The sequence below is a fragment of the Bacteroides salyersiae genome (genome assembly GCF_031172035.1).
Lineage (GTDB): Bacteria > Bacteroidota > Bacteroidia > Bacteroidales > Bacteroidaceae > Bacteroides > Bacteroides salyersiae.
Genome location: NZ_CP133452.1, coordinates 3,846,869 through 3,865,308, shown reverse-complemented (window position 1 = coordinate 3,865,308; position 18,440 = coordinate 3,846,869). Strand labels below are relative to the sequence as shown.

At 42.8% G+C, this 18,440-nt stretch carries 9 protein-coding genes, 1 tRNA gene and 1 pseudogene; 5 read left to right on the top strand and 6 right to left on the bottom strand.

The genetic code is table 11. The features are described from left to right. Positions 1-1,344: 1,344 nt before the first annotated feature. Positions 1,345-2,793: pseudogene (locus RB604_RS21475) on the top strand (ATP-binding response regulator); the annotation flags it as partial. 251 nt (positions 2,794-3,044) lie between these two features. Then, positions 3,045-4,121, top strand: a complete 1,077-nt coding sequence (locus RB604_RS14350; RefSeq protein WP_055294643.1) for an endonuclease/exonuclease/phosphatase family protein — start codon at positions 3,045-3,047, stop codon at positions 4,119-4,121. A gap of 95 nt (positions 4,122-4,216) precedes the next feature. Here the strand turns inward: RB604_RS14350 and RB604_RS14345 are convergent, their stop codons facing one another. The 3 genes from RB604_RS14345 to ettA all read right to left on the bottom strand — a co-directional run bounded on the left by RB604_RS14345 (position 4,217) and on the right by ettA (position 10,238). Next, positions 4,217-5,617, bottom strand: a complete 1,401-nt coding sequence (locus RB604_RS14345) for a choice-of-anchor J domain-containing protein (RefSeq protein ID WP_005932254.1) — start codon at positions 5,615-5,617, stop codon at positions 4,217-4,219. A gap of 28 nt (positions 5,618-5,645) precedes the next feature. After that, on the bottom strand, positions 5,646-8,327 hold the full coding sequence (locus tag RB604_RS14340) for a TonB-dependent receptor (RefSeq protein WP_005932256.1): 2,682 nt from the start codon (positions 8,325-8,327) through the stop codon (positions 5,646-5,648). A 216-nt stretch (positions 8,328-8,543) separates the two neighbouring features. Next, positions 8,544-10,238 (bottom strand): energy-dependent translational throttle protein EttA, encoded by a 1,695-nt coding sequence (ettA, locus tag RB604_RS14335; protein ID WP_025819076.1) that lies wholly within the window; start codon positions 10,236-10,238, stop codon positions 8,544-8,546. Between the two features lie 489 nt (positions 10,239-10,727). Between ettA and RB604_RS14330 the strand changes: the two genes are divergently transcribed. Beyond that, positions 10,728-10,800 (top strand) — tRNA-Lys (locus RB604_RS14330). Positions 10,801-10,979: 179 nt separating this feature from the next. Here the strand turns inward: RB604_RS14330 and RB604_RS14325 are convergent. Continuing rightward, positions 10,980-13,268: an outer membrane beta-barrel family protein gene (locus RB604_RS14325; RefSeq protein ID WP_055294641.1), complete on the bottom strand. Its 2,289-nt coding sequence runs from the start codon at positions 13,266-13,268 to the stop codon at positions 10,980-10,982. Positions 13,269-13,703: 435 nt separating this feature from the next. Between RB604_RS14325 and RB604_RS14320 the strand changes: the two genes are divergently transcribed. Continuing rightward, complete coding sequence (locus RB604_RS14320) at positions 13,704-13,922, top strand: hypothetical protein (RefSeq protein WP_005932265.1); 219 nt, start codon at positions 13,704-13,706, stop codon at positions 13,920-13,922. 93 nt (positions 13,923-14,015) lie between these two features. On the opposite strand, the gene RB604_RS14315 is transcribed toward RB604_RS14320, so the two are convergent. Both RB604_RS14315 and RB604_RS14310 read right to left on the bottom strand, forming a co-directional pair. Continuing rightward, on the bottom strand, positions 14,016-14,717 hold the full coding sequence (locus RB604_RS14315; RefSeq protein ID WP_005932269.1) for a sensor histidine kinase: 702 nt from the start codon (positions 14,715-14,717) through the stop codon (positions 14,016-14,018). Positions 14,718-15,015: 298 nt separating this feature from the next. After that, positions 15,016-16,788, bottom strand: a complete 1,773-nt coding sequence (locus tag RB604_RS14310; protein ID WP_055294639.1) for a helix-turn-helix domain-containing protein — start codon at positions 16,786-16,788, stop codon at positions 15,016-15,018. A 273-nt stretch (positions 16,789-17,061) separates the two neighbouring features. Between RB604_RS14310 and RB604_RS14305 the strand changes: the two genes are divergently transcribed. Beyond that, complete coding sequence (locus RB604_RS14305; protein ID WP_007480789.1) at positions 17,062-18,408, top strand: MATE family efflux transporter; 1,347 nt, start codon at positions 17,062-17,064, stop codon at positions 18,406-18,408. The last annotated feature ends 32 nt before the right edge of the window (positions 18,409-18,440 follow it).

The window sequence follows — 18,440 nt, the reverse complement described above, 5'->3', positions numbered from 1 at the left end:
CACATGAACAGAATATTGCATCATCCGCAAAACGCCCGGAGAATTCTCCGGATAACGGCCGATACAATGCTATTGGTCTCGCAGGAAGGCGTTTGCATAGACATCGACACACACAGCGATCTTTGGTTTTTGAAGGAGGAGCTCCTCCTGGGAAAGAACGTATTCGACCTGTTGCCCCTGCACACGCGGGAGAAGCTGGTACCGACTTTCCGGAGCGTGGTCGACGAACAAAAGACCGTCAGCCGGAATTACAGGCTGGAGCTGCCGGACGGCACCTATTATTTCAAGTGCATCATGCATCCGTATGATGACATGGTGCTATGCCAATACCGGGACATCACTGCACGGAGCAACGTCAAGCTGCAACTGGAACGCACAAACCGTGAGCTGAAAGCCATCCAGAAAGCAGCGCAGATCGGCCGGTGGAAATATGCCAGCAATGAACGCATCTTCTACTATCAAGGCTATACCGATATCCTCTGTTCCGAAGAATTGCAGTCCATCCCCATCGACCGCTATTGTGAGCTGGTGGTGGAAGAAGACAAGGCCGTGTTTGCCCAATGGCTCGAGAACAACGAACGGCAACCCGACGAGAATGGCGCAAGCTACCGCATCAGCCACAAAGGCAGCATCTATTACCTGCAAATCCAGACCTGCGTCCGGGAGGAACAGCCCGACGGCACGTACTATATAGAAGGCTATATACAGAACGTGACGGACATACAACGCCACCGGAATGACATCAACACCCTCACACATGCCATCGACAATGCCAAAGAGAGCATATTTGCCGCCCGCGAAGACGGCACGCTGATATTTACCAACAGGCTGTTCCGGCAGAACCACAGGATACAGGGCGACCGGGAACTCAGCTCTTATAAGATTTACGAGTTGGCAGGAGACATGTCCGGCTCGAATGCCTGGCAACGCAGATGTGAACAGACGAAAGAGAAAAACTACACCGACTTCATCGCCTATCATCCGGTGCCGGACAATACGGAAATACAAGCTTTTGAAGGGACAATGTATCATGTCACCAGTGATGAGGGCGAGGTCAGTTATTGGTCGTTCACGCATGACATTACGGAACGCCTGCGCTACGAGTCGCAGATCAAACGGCTGAACCGGATCATGGACACCACGATGAAGAATCTCCCGGCAGGCATCGTTGTGAAAGATATCAATAACGACTTCCGCTACGTATACCGCAACCGGGAAGCGTATACTCAGGAAGCATATAACCGGAAAGCATCTGATCAGGAAGCATCTGACCGGAAAATATCTGATCAGGAAGCATCCGATCATGGATCATACAGTCAAGGATCATCCAGCCGGAAAATATCCAATCAGGAAGTCAGCACGGAAAATGCCATCGGTAAAAACGATTTCGATTATTATCCGCCGGAACTGGCCGAACAGAAACGGAAAGAGGACATGGAAATTGCAGCCACCGGAACAGGCAAACACTGGATATTGGAAGGCAAAGACGAAAACGGCAACCTCCTCATTCTGGACAAACAGAAGATAAAGGTAGACAGCAAAGACTTCTCACCGGTCATCATCAGCATCGAATGGGACATCACCCAACTGGAACTGATGAAACGCGAACTGCAGGCCTCCAAGGAGAAAGCAGAAACATCGGACAAGCAGAAATCGGCTTTCCTTGCCAACATGAGCCATGAGATACGTACTCCGTTGAATGCCATCGTAGGTTTCTCCCGCATCATCGCCGAAAGCGAAGATGCCGATGAGAGGAAAGCATACTACGAAATCGTAGACGCCAACAACGAACGGTTACTGCAACTCATCAACGAGATACTCGACCTGTCGAAAATCGAATCGGGCATCGTGGAGTTCTCCTCCGGCCCCGTGAAGCTGCACAAGCTCTGCAAAGAGATATACGATGCACACATATTCCGTACACCGGACGGAGTGGAACTGATCTATGAACCATCGGACGAGATACTTGTTATCGATTCGGACAAGAACCGCATCTTCCAGGTGATTTCCAACCTGATAGGAAACGCCTTTAAATTCACCAAAGAAGGGAGCATCAGCTACGGATACCGGCGGGAGGGCGAACGGATCGTTTTCCATGTGACGGACACCGGCACGGGCATTGCCCCCGACAAGGTGGGAAAGGTCTTCGAACGTTTCATGAAGCTGAACAGCACCGCACAAGGCACGGGGTTGGGGCTTTCCATCTGCAAAACGATCATCGAACGGCTGGGTGGCGGGATCTCCGTAACCTCGGAGCCGGGCAAGGGAAGCACATTCAGCTTTTGGCTACCGGCAAAGGAGGTAGAGAATCCGGAAGATACCTGTCCGGAGCTATTTGCCGATGCCCCGCCCGCAAACCCGGAAAACGGCAATCCGGGAGGTGTCAATTCGGGAGGTGTCAAGCCTACCCTCCTCATCGCCGAGGATACAGACAGCAATTACGAACTGCTGCATGCCATTCTCGGAAAGGTGTACAACTTGGTACGTGCCCGGGATGGCATGGAAGCCGTTACCTTATTCGATGAAATCAAACCGGATTTGATTCTGATGGATATCAAAATGCCGAATCTGAACGGACTGGAAGCTACAAAAATCATCCGCGAACTTTCTCCAAAAGTGCCTATCATCATGCAGAGTGCATTCGCCTACGAATACGACCGGAATGCCGCCAAGGATGCCGGTTGCAATGAATTCATAACGAAGCCGGTAGCGCAGGACAAGCTGAAGATGATAGTGAAAAGGCTGCTTTATTCAGTCGAAAGCCTTGTTCAGTTGAAAGCCTTATCCAGTTGAAAGTTGAGAGTTGAAAGTTGAAAGTTACTATGCAGCATGGCAGTATTTGTTCAGTTGAAAGCCTTGTTCAGTTGAAAGTTGAGAGTTGAAAGTTGAAAATTACTATGCAGCGTGGCAGTATTTATTCAGTTGAAAATTAGGAGTTGAAAGCTGCCATGCAATATGACAGTATTATTTAGTTAAAAATTAAGAATTAAGTAACGAACATAAAACTTCCCCTCCCTTCGGGGAGGGGGCAGGGGGAGAGGCCCATGGGAAAAAAAGCCGTATCAAAACTATTTTATCACCTATCCATCTTATCAACCTTCCTATTGGCAGGTATCACCCTTGCCGGAGCTTTCTCCGGCCAACTGTCTCCTGCCGGACACATCCGCTTTGCCTTTATCGGCTTGGCATTGCCCGTATTGCTGCTGATCAACTTCGCAGCACTCATCTATTGGGCTATGCGGCTACGTGTCTGGCTACTCATCCCCCTCATCGCCATCTTAGGCAATTGGGGATATCTGAGCCGGGTCATCCGGTTCTCTTCTCCGCCCCCCTCCCTCGCGGCATTCACCATCGCCACTTACAACGTAGATGCCTTTAATGGAGATCAGACCGGATATTCCTGCAAAGAAATAGCCCGGTATATGGAAGAACAGCACGCAGATATCCTCTGCATGCAGGAGTTCGGCAGCAATCGCGAATTCAATGTAGATAGTGTGAAAAAAGCCTTTTCCACATGGCCTTATTACTCTATTCCCCAAGCTCCCGCCGGAACACCGATCCTGCAACTCGCCGTATTCAGCAAGTATCCCATACTCAGCCAGCAACTCATCACATACCCCGACAGTAAAAACTGTAGCATGTGGTGCGACATCGACATCAACGGAAAACGTATCCGGATATTCAACAATCACCTCCAGACAACCGAAGTAAGCAGCAACAAACGGACGCTGGAAAAGGAACTTAAAAAAGACAATACCACCGGAACCGAACATGCCATCCTCAAACTCACCGACGGACTGGAAGAGAACTTCGTGAAACGTGCCGCCCAAGCAGAGCATATGCACAAACTGATAACCGCCTCCCCCCACCCCACACTGGTGTGTGGCGACTTCAACTCCCTGCCCTCGTCATATACCTACCACACCATGAAAGGCAACCGTCTGAAAGATGGTTTCCAAACCTGCGGCCACGGTTACATGTACACCTTCCGCTATTTCAAGAGACTGCTCAGAATCGACTATATCTTCCACAGCGAGGAGCTGGAAGGACTGGATTACTTCTCTCCGGAGCTGGATTACAGCGATCACAATCCGGTGGTAATGCGGATGAAGATCAAGTAAACGGAAAGGGTATCCCAACCCCTTATAAATGAAAAGCCCACGCTACAACTATCTGTAACGTGGGCGATTTCATTCTATGACTCTATGTGAAATCCTTACTTAGGAATGCCTACATATACATTATCAATCTGACAAGTAGTCGTGAGTCCGGTAGCGTTGTCGCCGATATAACGGAAACCGACGTAGATCGTCTGACCGATATACGATGCTAAATCCACACTATACGAAGTAAATGACTTGTCATTTGTTTTGTCTAAGTTGTCCGGAGTGACATCGACCCAGGTAGCCGAAGATATGCTTGACGGATCACCGTTGAAGTCGGTAGAAATCATCAGCGTAAACACATCTCCTGCCAGATATCTGTACTCAAAATCAAAGTTCAATACCATCTCCTTCTGCATGACCAGTGCCGGAGTAATCAACCATGTCTCCAACTCGCCGTTGTTATAGGCTGTGATATTAGCATATCTGTTATTCTGATACGATCTGTACTCCCAAGATTTTTCACCTTTCACCTTGCTGTTGCACCAGCCCTCCAAAACAACATTGTCATAATCTTTCCCTTTCTCAAAGTCTTCATTCACCAAGATATCCGGAATGTCGCTCGGAAGGGTCACAGTCCACGCACTCTTATCATTGTCTACCACCGCACGTGCCTCTTTCACGACAGTCGAAGTCTCTGATACTTCACGGGCAATATGGATGTTGTCCAACTGGATAGTGGTCGTTTTTGTATCGGCAGCACCCGAATATTTGAATGCAATATTGATAGCCTTTCCTTCATATGAAGATAAGTCCATCTCACCGGCAGGCCCTAACTTGCCATAGGCATTGTCCGGTTCTTTAGGGATGTCAAAATTTTCGGTGACATCCTCCCACGTAGTGTATTTGGAAGTCACATCCGAGCTTGAACCGGAAAAGTCTTCGGAGATGAATACTTGTAGACAATCTCCTTTGTAATATCCGACACAGACGTCAAAGCTCAATTTATCCCCTTTTACCACCGTATACTTGGGAGTGATAAGCCAGGCTTCGGTAGTTTCGGCATCACCGTTCGCCATCTGGGTATATGCATTTCCACTGTATATCTTGTTTATCCAAGTCTTCTCACCGGTAAAATAATTCATCCAGCCGTCAATCTCCGTATTGGCCCCATTTACAAAGTTTCTTTGAAAATCTTCATTAAAGCCTACTTCATCAGAATAAGATGTCTTAAGCAGATTATATTTAATGGTCGCTTCCGAACCCTTTTCTGCCGTATAGTAGGTAGAATTCATCCATTTCTCCAGATTTATCTTAGCAGGAGCCGTAGGATCATCGGAATTGTCTTCACCATCAAGAAATCCGCCTGTCGATGTGTAATCACCGGCGTAAGTCAATTCTAATTTCAATACGTTTCCCGGACTATATTCTTTCATTCCGTCAAATTCGGGTTCATGGTTACATGAAACGAATACAAGCGCCAACGCTGCAGTTGCCAATATTATTTTTTTCATACTTGTTATATTCTTTATTATCATAAAATTAGAATCTGATCTTCATACCCATAGACCAAGTACGACCGAAACCATAGAACACAGTTGCGTCTTTCCATCCGTGACCACCGGTCTTTGCACCATTGTCCGTAGCATCGGTAATATACTGCTCATTCAGCAGATTGTTGCAATTGGCTGTCCAGGTTGCATCGATACCGCCAAGATTGAACTTGTAGCTGATACCCGCATCAAAAGTAAAGAAAGAAGGGATACGCCAAGGTTGTGCCACATCTACCGGATCTCCATTCAAAGTGCTGGTAGTAATCAGACCTGCAATATCGTATTCAGAATAGTTACGTCCATTGAATAATCCGCCTACAAAGACACGAAGACCTTTCAGCACTTCATAATTCACATCCAGAGATGCCGTTGTCTGGGCAGCATTACCAATCTTCACCCCTTTTGTATTCATCAGCAACCGTGCATGCTCGTCCGAGCCGGGAGTTACCGGTTTCATACTTTTATCAACGGCCTGGCCTTGTCCGTCATACATATAACCCAATACATTGTCTTTCGTCATAGTCCAATCACCGAAAGAGAACATACCGTTGATTGTCAGCGAACGGACCGGACGCAGAGTGAAGTCCAACTCGATACCCTGGTGCAATTCACCCACACCGTTCAAGTATACGTAAGAACTTTCCTGCGATACCGACAGGCGCTTTTGAATTGTACGGTCGTCCCAAGTGGTACGGTACAGATTCAAATTGGCGGAGAAAATAGAAGAAACGAATCCGTAACCCAGTTCAAAAGAGAAAACACCTTCGTTCTTACAATTAGGATTGAGCGCATTGCTTGTCTGGGAATTAAGGAAAATACCACCTGAGAAATAAGGAGTACGGGAGTAATAGCCGATGTTGGCAAATACGTTATGATGGCTGTCGATATTATAGTTTACACCACCTTTTACTCCATAACCGACTTTCGTTTTCTTTGCAGACTTTTCATTGTCTGTATAGAAATAGCCCTTACGCCAGTTCGAAGCGGCATTCACGTTTCCGGATACGATAACGGATAGTTTATCCTGAGAATATTCAGCCTGTCCGAAAGCACCGTATTGTGCTATATAGCTGTCAAAGTTACGGTAAACAACGTCACCTACCCCTAAGCGCTCGTTCTGCCAGGCGATATCATCCTTTTTATATCCTACATTTTTTCTATCCGGATCGACAATAAAGTCTCCTCCCAACAGATCTACAATTTCAGCTTTGTGTCCGCCGTTATAGTAACGGAGGTCTATACCACCCTGCAGGTTCAGGTAATCATTCACCTGGTTGGTATAAGTTGAAAGAAGTCCGTACCACAAGTGAGTATTCATGTTTTTGGCCAAAGCGACTTTACTTCCATTGTCGGAAGCCGCGTTTTCTTCCATAATAGCAGCATAATTCATCGTTCCGTCTATCCTGCGATAAGTGGTATTCGGGATACCGGCTGTTGCCCCGTAAAGGCTGCTGGTATTACCTACACCCCGATATCCGAAGCCGTCGCCAATAGACATATACACGGAAGAAGAAAGGCTCGACTTGCGGTCGATATCCCAAACGTGATTCAAAGAAATCTGTGGCTTATGGTAAGAGTTATAGCTGGTACCGGTCATGCCTTTACCATTAATGTCATATCCGTAAGCAGCATTATAGCGATAGCCCAAACCTTGATTTACCTTCTTCTGCTTGTCCCACTCTTCGATGGTCAGCTCGTCATAACGCTTATTGTGAGTTTGGGGAGCACCCGTTGCTGTCAGAGACAGAGAATGACTGTCACCGATACGCTTGGATATATTAATAAACCAGGAATATGCGTCAAACTCACATCCTTGGATATATCCGTCACCCCATGTCTTAGAACCTAAAACAGAAAAGGCCCAGCCATCCTTTGTCAATCCGGAAGAAAGACTGAACAATACTTTATTATATCCGTCATTACCCATACCATAGGATAATGTACCGCCTTTTTGCGCATCGGTAGAGTTTGTTATAACATTGATAGAACCACCCACCGACGGGGAAGAAAGCTTAGAAGCACCCAATCCTCTTTGCACCTGCATAGAACGGGTTACATCAGACAAGCCTGCCCAGTTGGACCAGTAGATACCTCCCCATTCCATATCATTCATAGGGACACCGTTAATCATCACTCCTACATTGGAAGTACCGAAACCGCGGACGGTTACACGGGATTCACCAAAACCACCGTTGTCTTTGGAAGCATATACGCCTGGAGTGGATTTCAATATCTCCGGAAATTCTTGTGTTCCCAACTTTTCCGAGATAAATACCGGGTCGACCGTAGATACCGCCACCGGAGTTTTACGTGAAATGGCAATGGACGAAGTAATCGTCACGTCATTCAACATCACTGCATCCTGTTCCAGTTTCACAATACCTAAATCCACAGAAGCGCCTTTCTGCGTTACTTTCTTTTTCAGGTCCTTGAAACCTACATACTTAAATAGTAACGTTGCATTGGGAGCGACACTTTGCACAAAATGACCGTCAAGATCGGTGACAGTTCCTTGTGAAGTACCTTCCACCATAATGGCCGCACCAACCAATGGCTCACCGGTTTCTGCATCCACGACTTGACCTTTCACTGTAGTCTGGGCAAAAGCCGTAGCAGCAGAGCATACTGTCAGTATTGCAACCAGCAGAAAATGAATTAGATGTCTTCTCATAATTCTGTTTGTTAGTTAATAGATTTTATTAATTAATAATGTTTTGAAGCGCAAATATAATTAATAAGATTTAGAACTACATTACATTTCCATTTCAAATTTTAAGGATGGTCAACATTTTATTGCATTCTAAAACAAAAAAAGCCCCGCAGGCGATCTGCAGGGCTTTCTATTTAAAACTGAACGAGTTAGAAATCTATCAAACTGACATCGATATCAATCATTCATTAGCTTTCTATAACGTACACGCTTAGGCTCTTCATTTCCGAGACGTTTCATCTTGTTTTCTTCATATTCAGAATAAGAACCTTCAAAATAGAATACATTGGAATCGCCCTCGAAAGCAAGGATGTGGGTACAGATACGGTCGAGGAACCAACGGTCGTGCGAAATGACCACGGCGCATCCGGCAAAATCCTCCAGACCTTCTTCGAGTGCACGAAGCGTATTCACGTCGATATCATTGGTAGGCTCATCGAGAAGCAGCACATTGCCCTCTTCTTTCAATGCAATAGCCAGGTGCAAACGGTTACGTTCACCGCCGGAAAGCATTCCGCAGAGCTTTTCCTGATCGGCACCGGAGAAATTGAAACGTGAAAGATAAGCACGTGCATTGATATCACGCCCACCCATGCGAATCAGTTCGTTACCTCCGGAAATTACCTGATAAACAGTCTTGTTGGGATCGATATCCTTATGCTGTTGGTCTACATAGGCCACCTTTACAGTCTCTCCTACCTCAAATTCTCCTTTATCCACCGTCTCAAGTCCCATGATAAGCCGGAAAAGGGTAGTCTTACCGGCACCGTTAGGACCGATCACCCCGACAATGCCATTGGGAGGAAGCATAAAGTTGAGATCATCGAAAAGCAACTTCTCACCATAAGCCTTGGCTACATGTTTAGCTTCAATAACCTTGTTTCCTAAACGGGGACCATTCGGAATGAAAATTTCAAGTTTCTCTTCTTTCTCTTTCACATCCTCGTTCAACAGTTTGTCATAAGAGTTCAGACGAGCTTTACCTTTGGCCTGACGAGCCTTAGGAGCCATACGCACCCACTCCAGCTCACGTTCAAGAGTCTTACGGCGTTTGCTGGCAGTTTTCTCTTCCATTTCCATGCGTTTGGTCTTCTGGTCCAGCCAGCTGGAATAATTTCCTTTCCAGGGGATACCTTCGCCACGATCCAACTCCAGAATCCATCCGGCTACATGATCGAGGAAATAGCGGTCGTGCGTTACGGCGATTACCGTACCCTCATACTGTTGGAGATGTTGTTCGAGCCAGTCGATAGACTCCGCATCCAAGTGGTTGGTAGGCTCATCGAGAAGGAGTATATCCGGTTTTTGAAGCAACAAACGACAAAGAGCCACGCGACGGCGCTCACCCCCTGAAAGGTTTTCCACCAACTGGTCTTCGGGCGGACAACGGAGTGCATCCATCGCACGCTCCAGTTTACTGTCAAGATTCCATGCATCCGTAGCATCGATGATATCCTGCAATTCTCCCTGGCGCGCAAAGAGTTGGTCCATTTTATCTTGATCCTCATAATATTCGGGTAAGCCGAATTTCTGATTTATTTCTTCATATTCATTCAGAGCGTCTACAATAGGCTGTACTCCTTCCATTACGATTTCCTTCACGGTCTTCGTATTATCCAAATGAGGTTCCTGAGCCAGATAGCCTACCGAATATCCCGGTGAAAAGACCACCTCACCCTGATATGATTTTTCCAGTCCTGCAATAATCTTCAACAAAGTAGATTTACCCGAACCATTCAAACCGATGATACCGATCTTTGCCCCATAAAAAAAGGAAAGGTAAATGTTCTTCAGCACTTGCTTGTTATTCTGGAAGGATTTACTCACTCCCACCATTGAGAAAATAATCTTTTTATCGTCTACTGTTGCCATACAATATAATAATGTAAAATGTAATTTTGGGCAAATGTACACAAAATCTTCGATATTCATATCCGTCCCACTAAAAACAAAGTATTCTTCCCTACCCTCAAAGCATTCTTCTCCCCTCTCTCATCCACATTAACATCTTTAACAGTTCATCTTAAAAGACATTCCTCTCATTTGCAACAATCTATACTATTGCATAGTAATAATCTATATTTAACACTCCATTAAGTATATACTTTTAATATCTCGGTATAACGACCAATATAAGATGCTATAAATAAACATTTTATATTCAATTCTTATCATTTCCCGTCCAACCATAATCCTAAAAGTGCTTTTGCATCCAATCTGCTTAACTTGCTATTTCAACAACTATAAAATGAATGTATTGTCATAGCTATTCTAAAAAACATTCAAATTATTTTGGTATTTATAAAAAACTATCTATCTTTGCACCCGCAATCAGGAAATAACTGATTTGCAATAAGGATTGATTCAGTAGCTCAGCAGGTAGAGCACAACACTTTTAATGTTGGGGTCCTGGGTTCGAGCCCCAGCTGGATCACTGAAAATTAGAGAGTTACATAATAGTAGCTCTCTTTTTTTATACCTAAATTATGCTGGTTTACACGGGGAAATGTAAAAACGGATCAACGTAAAAACCTGAGGGATTTTCGAATTTACAAAAGTTAATCCCCAAGATTTCAAACTGAACCGAATTCAATCCCCTTGTATCCGTTTAAATTACATGCCGAAACGGGATGTATCTACCTCTTTTATTTCCTTTTTCTTATATCCGCCAAAACGAAAACTGAAATGCACCGTAAAAGTCCGGGAATAAGCAGCACTATTCATATCCAGATACTGTCCTTTGAAACGGACTTTTGTTTTGGGCATTCCTTCATTAAAAATGTCGTTACAGCGTGCCGACAAACTTATTTTATCATTGGCAAAATTCCATTTTACCCCAGCAGTAAGATCGAAAACGGTCCCTATATCAAATGTTCCTTGTATAGCAGGAGTCTGCACATTGCCAATTAACTCGAAAGAGAGGTTTTTATTGATTTTAAACGCGTTGTCCAACGAACTACTGAAGAGCCATTTTCTCCGGTCAAAGGGAATGTCAAAGAAGTTATCGCAACGTTGATGCATTTGCATCCCGGTCATAGTCAAACGGGAATCAAGCCAATTTCCCGCTTTGAAAGGAAGGATAAGGTTCACACCCCACAACTGCATGTAATTCCAATTCGTATTTTTGTAGATCAAGGCCAGTCTCTCCGTAGATTGGTACGGAGCTTGGACAAAATAGTCTGACGTATGCATAAAAAACAAATTGAAGATGTATTTTTGCTTCAAGATATAACTCCCATTTAAATTATAAGCTGTCATCGGTTTCAACCCCGGTGTCCCCCACAACTCCGTATATCCGTTGAGATAACCCACTGAAGACTGCATATCCCAATAACTCGGATAGGTTTTATCCGTAGACAATGAGAGTTGGAATATATGTTTCGGAGTTTTAAGATAAGTCAATGATGCTTGCGGATAAACAGCCCATTTATGATAATTACCAATAGTATAATATTCCCCCGTAGCAGATATGGAAAAGGAAGTTCCCGATGCATAATTCCGGCCTAATGAAACATAAAAACCGGCGGTCTGTTCTTTCAGGTCGGAATAAGTATCTTGCGTATAGATATCACCGGTCACCTGACTGTAAGTCTGAAAATCCCGGTCTTTCGCAAACCGGTAAGACACTCCATATCCCAAATTCCATTCTTTAGATAGCTGATGTTTTTGATCTGCATAAACAGAATACCGCTCAATCCTTTGCCCACCGACCATAGAGAAACGGCTCAGATCGCCATCCGTATAATCGGCCAACAGACTCTGATTGTTATTGGAAATATAACGGGTGTAATCACCACCGATATCAAGCCCAAAGCCCGAATGGTATTGCAACATGATGTTATTCATATGAGTATCAATATATTTGTCTACATTACTGGTCTGATAATTACCATTTGTCCGGCTATTGTTGTATTGGTCGGGAGTGTAGCTGCCGGTATATGCTATATTGATATTATTCTTATCGTCAAAGTTGTATTCAAATGCAGTTCTAAGATTATGATTCCAATATTTACTGCGCAATTGTTCGTTTTGTGTGATATCATATAGTTCGCCTTTCAATGTATGCCGGGAATATAGATCTATATATTCCATGTTTTTCACATTATTTGCCCCATACAATACGTCAAAAGCCATTTTAGGTGTCGATAAGCGAAAATTTCCTTTCATATTGCCACTGTTGAAGTACTTGTTCTTGTAGTCAGCGCTTATTTCCCCTTGAAAAGCGTAATCATTCGAGCGCTTTAAAACAACATTGACAACTGCGCCCCGTACATGATATTCGGGAGGGGCGCTGTACATTACTTCCACTTTCTCTACGCGGTTTATCGGAGTATTCCGCAAAAGGGTTTCAAGTTGCCCGGCATCCATCGTTGTAGGCTTCCCATTCAAGATTACAGTCAGACTTCCTGCTCCCGCCAAAGTCAATGTTCCCCTATCCTCTTGTATTCCCGGTAATCTCGTCAATGCTTCATAGGCATTATTCACCACATGGCTTTCTGCGAGAGCCGTAAGATTATATCCTAAACGCCCATCTTCCACTTTTACAAGAGGCCGTTCCGCTTTTACTACAACTTCATTTAAAGCATAATCTTTGGGCTGAAGCTGAATGATCCCCACACTCTTTCCCTGGCCCGTTATCTGTTTCGTTTGATATAAAAGATGCTGTATAATTAGTCGATATTCCTCCGGCTGGCTATTTAAAAGAAATGTGCCGTCGGCATTGGATATGGATGCACCTACATAGATAGAATCCATCGTTTGCAACACGATAGTTGCACCGTCTACCGGCTGTTGGCTGTCATCTGTAATTTTACCACTGATTGTCTGCCCCCAAACAACTGCCTGAAAATTATCTAAAACTATATACCCTATTATACACAAAATAATTCTGCTTAATCTCATATCCGCTCAGTTAAGTATTCAATATTTTCATCCAAAGCTATAGATTGGTGATGTGTTCTCAAATTTTAGCACAAATATTCGCACAAATATATATTGCATATCCATATATGTCGTGAATTATGCAAAAATAGGAAAGACAATTGCCAATTAAAAGCAATTGCAAAAATAAAACCTCAATAATCACCACTCTTTAAGTAATTTTCGGTTAAGATTATATTAATTATCAATATGCATAGTAGACAGCATGCGAAAGTACCCATTCTACTACACATAAGTAATATCCCTATTGGTCGCCCGGATCATACATTTCGTCATAAACAATAAGGGCGTTCGTCGAAAATAATTTTATAGAAACTTTTATTGATGTATCTTCGCGCCCTGAACAGAAAACAGAACATCCGATAACGAAACGATTCACAACAAAAATGTCCCAATATGCAAAAACAAATTCTGATTTTCCGAACCTCCATAAAGGATAAGCAAGATATGAAGCTCATCCAAACTCTTTTCATCCAATTTCCCCAAATACACAAATGGAACGTGGACTTGGAAGATTGGGAAAAAATCTTAAGAATAGAATGTCATGGAGTGACTTCAACCGATATATTGAATGCATTGCAGACAATTAACATTCATGCAAAAGAATTAGAGTGAATATTTTCTCTGCCAAACCTTTGATCGGGCATTGTGGCAGCAGAAAATCAAAAGAGCATTCATATTACCTGCTTTAAAATATAAATAGCACTTTTACAAGCAAGTGGTATAAGGATGTGTAAACCAAAACCGCGAACCCTTACCCGGTTCGGACTCTACGCCTATATCCCCACCAAATTGTTTTACTACAACCTGACACACAGAAAGCCCTAATCCGGCGCCTTGTGAAAAAGCATCCAATTTAACGAAACGTTCAAAGATCCTTTCTTGCTGTTCTTTTTCAACTCCGATCCCAGTGTCAGTCACATAAAACTCGATGTGTTTATTCTTCAATATATATCCTATCACGATATTTCCCCTAAGAGTAAATTTAATGGCATTAGCTACTAAATTTGTGATAACCTGATGTAATCTTTTCCTGTCAGTCACGATATGGCATTCCGGTAAATCATTCTCCACTGACAACTCAACACCAGCCGGCAATCTGAAAGACATAACACATGCAATATCCTTACATACAGAAGAAATCTCCACATCATCTTTTTCAAAATCAAGTTCTCCGGCATCTATTTGAGAAATATCGATAATATCAGACAGCAAACGTAAGAGTATATCATTGTTTTCGCGGATAATCTGAACGTATTCTTTCCGTTCACCCTCATTTTCAGCATCCACCAACAGATCTGAAAATCCAACGATCGCATTTAAGGGAGTTCTGATTTCATGATTTATATTGGCTAAAAAGGCACTTGTTATGTCAAATTCTTTTTTGTGGCTTTTCTTCTTCTTGTCCATACATTCATCAAATGTAATTATACAATATTATACGTAAAGAAAGTGTATTTGAGACGAATGCGGCTATAATATTTAAAACAAGATATTAAGATTTGTTCTAAAGTTATTAATAAAAATATTAACCTGTTATAAATCAAAGAAATATAAATGAATATTTATAAGATTCAAAGACATACAAATATCATTTTCAAGTATTCGGGCACATTAACGCCCCACGGAATGGGAGCTGATTTCCCGATGCTATTTTATAAATGTATTATCCAGCAACTATAAAAAGACAGCAATATTCTGTCAACAATTATTCCAGTTCGTTTTGGGCTTTTTTAAATTCAAACGGAGTCATTCCGGTTTTCTTTTTAAATAAGATATGAAAAGTAGGCATACTATTAAATCCGGATTCTTCGGCAATGGCCTTTAGTGTATAATTAGGATATTCTTTCAGTAACCTGATCGCATGGGTGATTCGCAAATCATTGATATATCCGCTTAAATTAGTTCCGGTGTTTTCTTTTATCATCTTGGCAAAACGCGCATTATTCATTCGCACTAACGGCACCAGATCTTCTCTGGCAAGTTCTGAAGAAAGATATAATTTCTCCTGCATGATGACTGTATTCAACTTATTGAATAATATTCTATTCTCTTGCTCTTCTTCATTCACCTCTGTATTATCTGATACATTTTGTACATCACTTGTTGATTGAACGGAACTTACAATACATGAAACTTTATCTTCTTTTATATCCACATTGCGATTACCATCCCCGGTCACTTTCTCTTTTTCATCAATGCCGGCAATCCGCTCATTGATAAGTTTGACCAAAGTCTGATTTTTATATTTGATAATACAGGTATGACGCCACATTCGCCATAGTATGAATAGAATCAGAACTGTAATGCAAGTGAAAAAGAAAATCGAGATATTCCTGACTTTCAATTGAAAAGCCTGCTCTTTAATAAACTCTTCCTTTTCATTCATTTTATGGACAGTGCTCAATTCCAATGCTGCGTTCTGTTTTTCACGAGTGTTCATACTATCCACTATTGTCAAAATCGACTCACGCAATTCCGCCACCTTTTTAAAGTCATGCAACCCGAGATAAGCCTTCACTTGTTTCTGCAAAACACTTAAATACTGCAAGTTTATAGTATCCTGATGTTGTAATACAGCCCTAAAATTTTCACATATATCAACAACTCTCGCATATTGTTTATTCAGTAACAGATATGGGGTCGCATCATATTGCCCGTCCGGCGTCAAGGCAGCTTTGGTAGACAGATATCGGTTAAAATACTTCTCTGCCTCCATATATAGCTTTTTGAAATGGCAGATATATGCCAATTTTGAATACACATAAGCATATTGCCGGTCAATATACCCTTCCGGAGTCTGATATAACGAATCTATCGCATGAATCAGTTTCTCCCGTTGCAGTCCTATCGCCAAAGCTTCATCATAGCGGGAGTCATCAAGCAGATACCCCATTTTTATCCCATAAAAATACGACAGCATGGCCGCCCCTTCCCTGTCTTTAATATTTTGCAATAACCGGATGGCCGTATCAAAATGTTCGTAACTTCTTTCTTTTAAAGAGAGCATCCTTTCATTTTCACCGATACAGAAAAGTAATTTACTTTCAGCCTTAATATCATTTTGTCTTTGAGCAAATTCAATACCCTGCATTGCGTACCTCATACTTTCTTTATATTCACTGAGCAGATTTGAAAGTTCGGCTAAGGCTATCGTCATTTGCAGCAAGTGTTCCGGATTATTTTGTGAAACAGAATCGAGGACATACGATTTCCGGGCATAATCAAACGCCAGTTTATTCATATACATATTACGATAAGCCATGCTACGCAAATCGCTAATAAGGTATGGCAACATGGTTCCCCGATTTTCCGCTTCATCCAATAGTTTCAATGCACGTTCCGGTTCTGCTATGTATATCTGCGAGATATATTCTCTTGTATACAACGAATCGTCACTCGCAACGTCTTTTGCCATTGATAATTGACTGTACAAAAACAGAAACGCAAAAGCATAAGATAAGATAGAGATGTATTTCATTAATTTCCATTATTGCGCTTCAAAAATAGAGCATATTTTCCAAATATTTAGTACGATTTGCCCGACCGGCCATTTAAAAATACTTAAACAGCTTGCAATTACCGGAATATTTCAACGCACTTCATCCTACATAAAAAAACATTATTCCATTAAAAAGACATTGTATCCATACTTTGGTATCAATGAAAAAAATCGCGGCAGGAATAGATATATCCGAGCATAGTTTTTCATATCTTTGCGCCTCATTTCATACGACAAGCAAAAGAATCATCCATGCAAGGAATAAAAAACTTAACCCACGGATCCATAAACCGTCAATTATTCAATCTGGCTATGCCTATTATGGCAACCTCCTTCATCCAAATGGCCTATAGCCTGACAGACATGGCATGGGTAGGGCGTTTAGGTAGTGAAGCAGTAGCAGCAATCGGTTCGGTAGGCATACTTACATGGATGTCCGGTTCTATTTCATTATTGAATAAGGTGGGATCGGAAGTTAGTGTCGGACAATCCATCGGAGCGCAAAATCAGGAAGACGCCCGTCACTTCGCTTCACACAATATCACGATCGCACTTCTTATATCCATATGTTGGGGAGCATTGTTGTTTATATTGGCAGGCCCTATTATACGTATCTACGAACTCGCTCCGCATATTACCGACAATGCCGTAACTTATCTCCGGATAGTTTCCACAGCGATGCCTTTCGTTTTTCTTTCGGCGGCTTTCACCGGTATCTACAATGCTGCCGGACGAAGCAAAGTTCCTTTTTATATCAGTGGGACCGGATTAATACTGAATATCGTGCTCGATCCGCTTTTTATTTTCGGATTCGGACTGGGAACTAATGGAGCTGCCTATGCAACCTGGATTTCCCAGGCAACCGTATGCAGTATCTTTATATATCAATTACGTTTCCGTGATGCACTTTTAGGTAGCTTTCCTTTTTTCACTCAACTAAAGAAAAGATATACGCACCGTATTCTGAAATTGGGGCTTCCGGTAGCTACCCTCAACACTTTGTTTGCTTTTGTCAATATGTTCCTGTGCCGCACGGCTTCGGAGCAAGGCGGGCACATCGGATTGATGACCTTTACTACCGGAGGGCAGATAGAAGCCATCACATGGAATACCTCACAAGGATTTTCTACAGCATTGAGCGCCTTCATAGCACAGAACTATGCAGCCGGAAGAACGGAAAGAGTTATAAAAGCATGGCACACCACTTTATGGATGACGGGAATATTCGGTACGTTCTGCACACTCCTGTTTATTTTCTTTGGAAATGAAGTATTTGCCATCTTCGTACCGGAACAGGCTGCTTATGAGGCAGGAGGCGTCTTTCTTCGGATAGACGGATACTCCCAACTTTTTATGATGCTTGAAATTACCATGCAGGGCGTGTTTTATGGTATCGGAAGAACAGTACCGCCTGCCGTCATCAGTATCACATGTAATTACATGCGTATTCCACTTGCCATTTTCTTCGTCCGTTTAGGTATGGGAGTAGAAGGTATCTGGTGGGCAGTTAGTGTAACAACCATTGCTAAGGGATCAATCCTGCTGATGTGGTTCATTATTATACGAAAAAAGGTTCTTTCCATCAACAAAATTGCATAGTTAGTTGTTTTTGAGAGAAAGGAACGACGGCA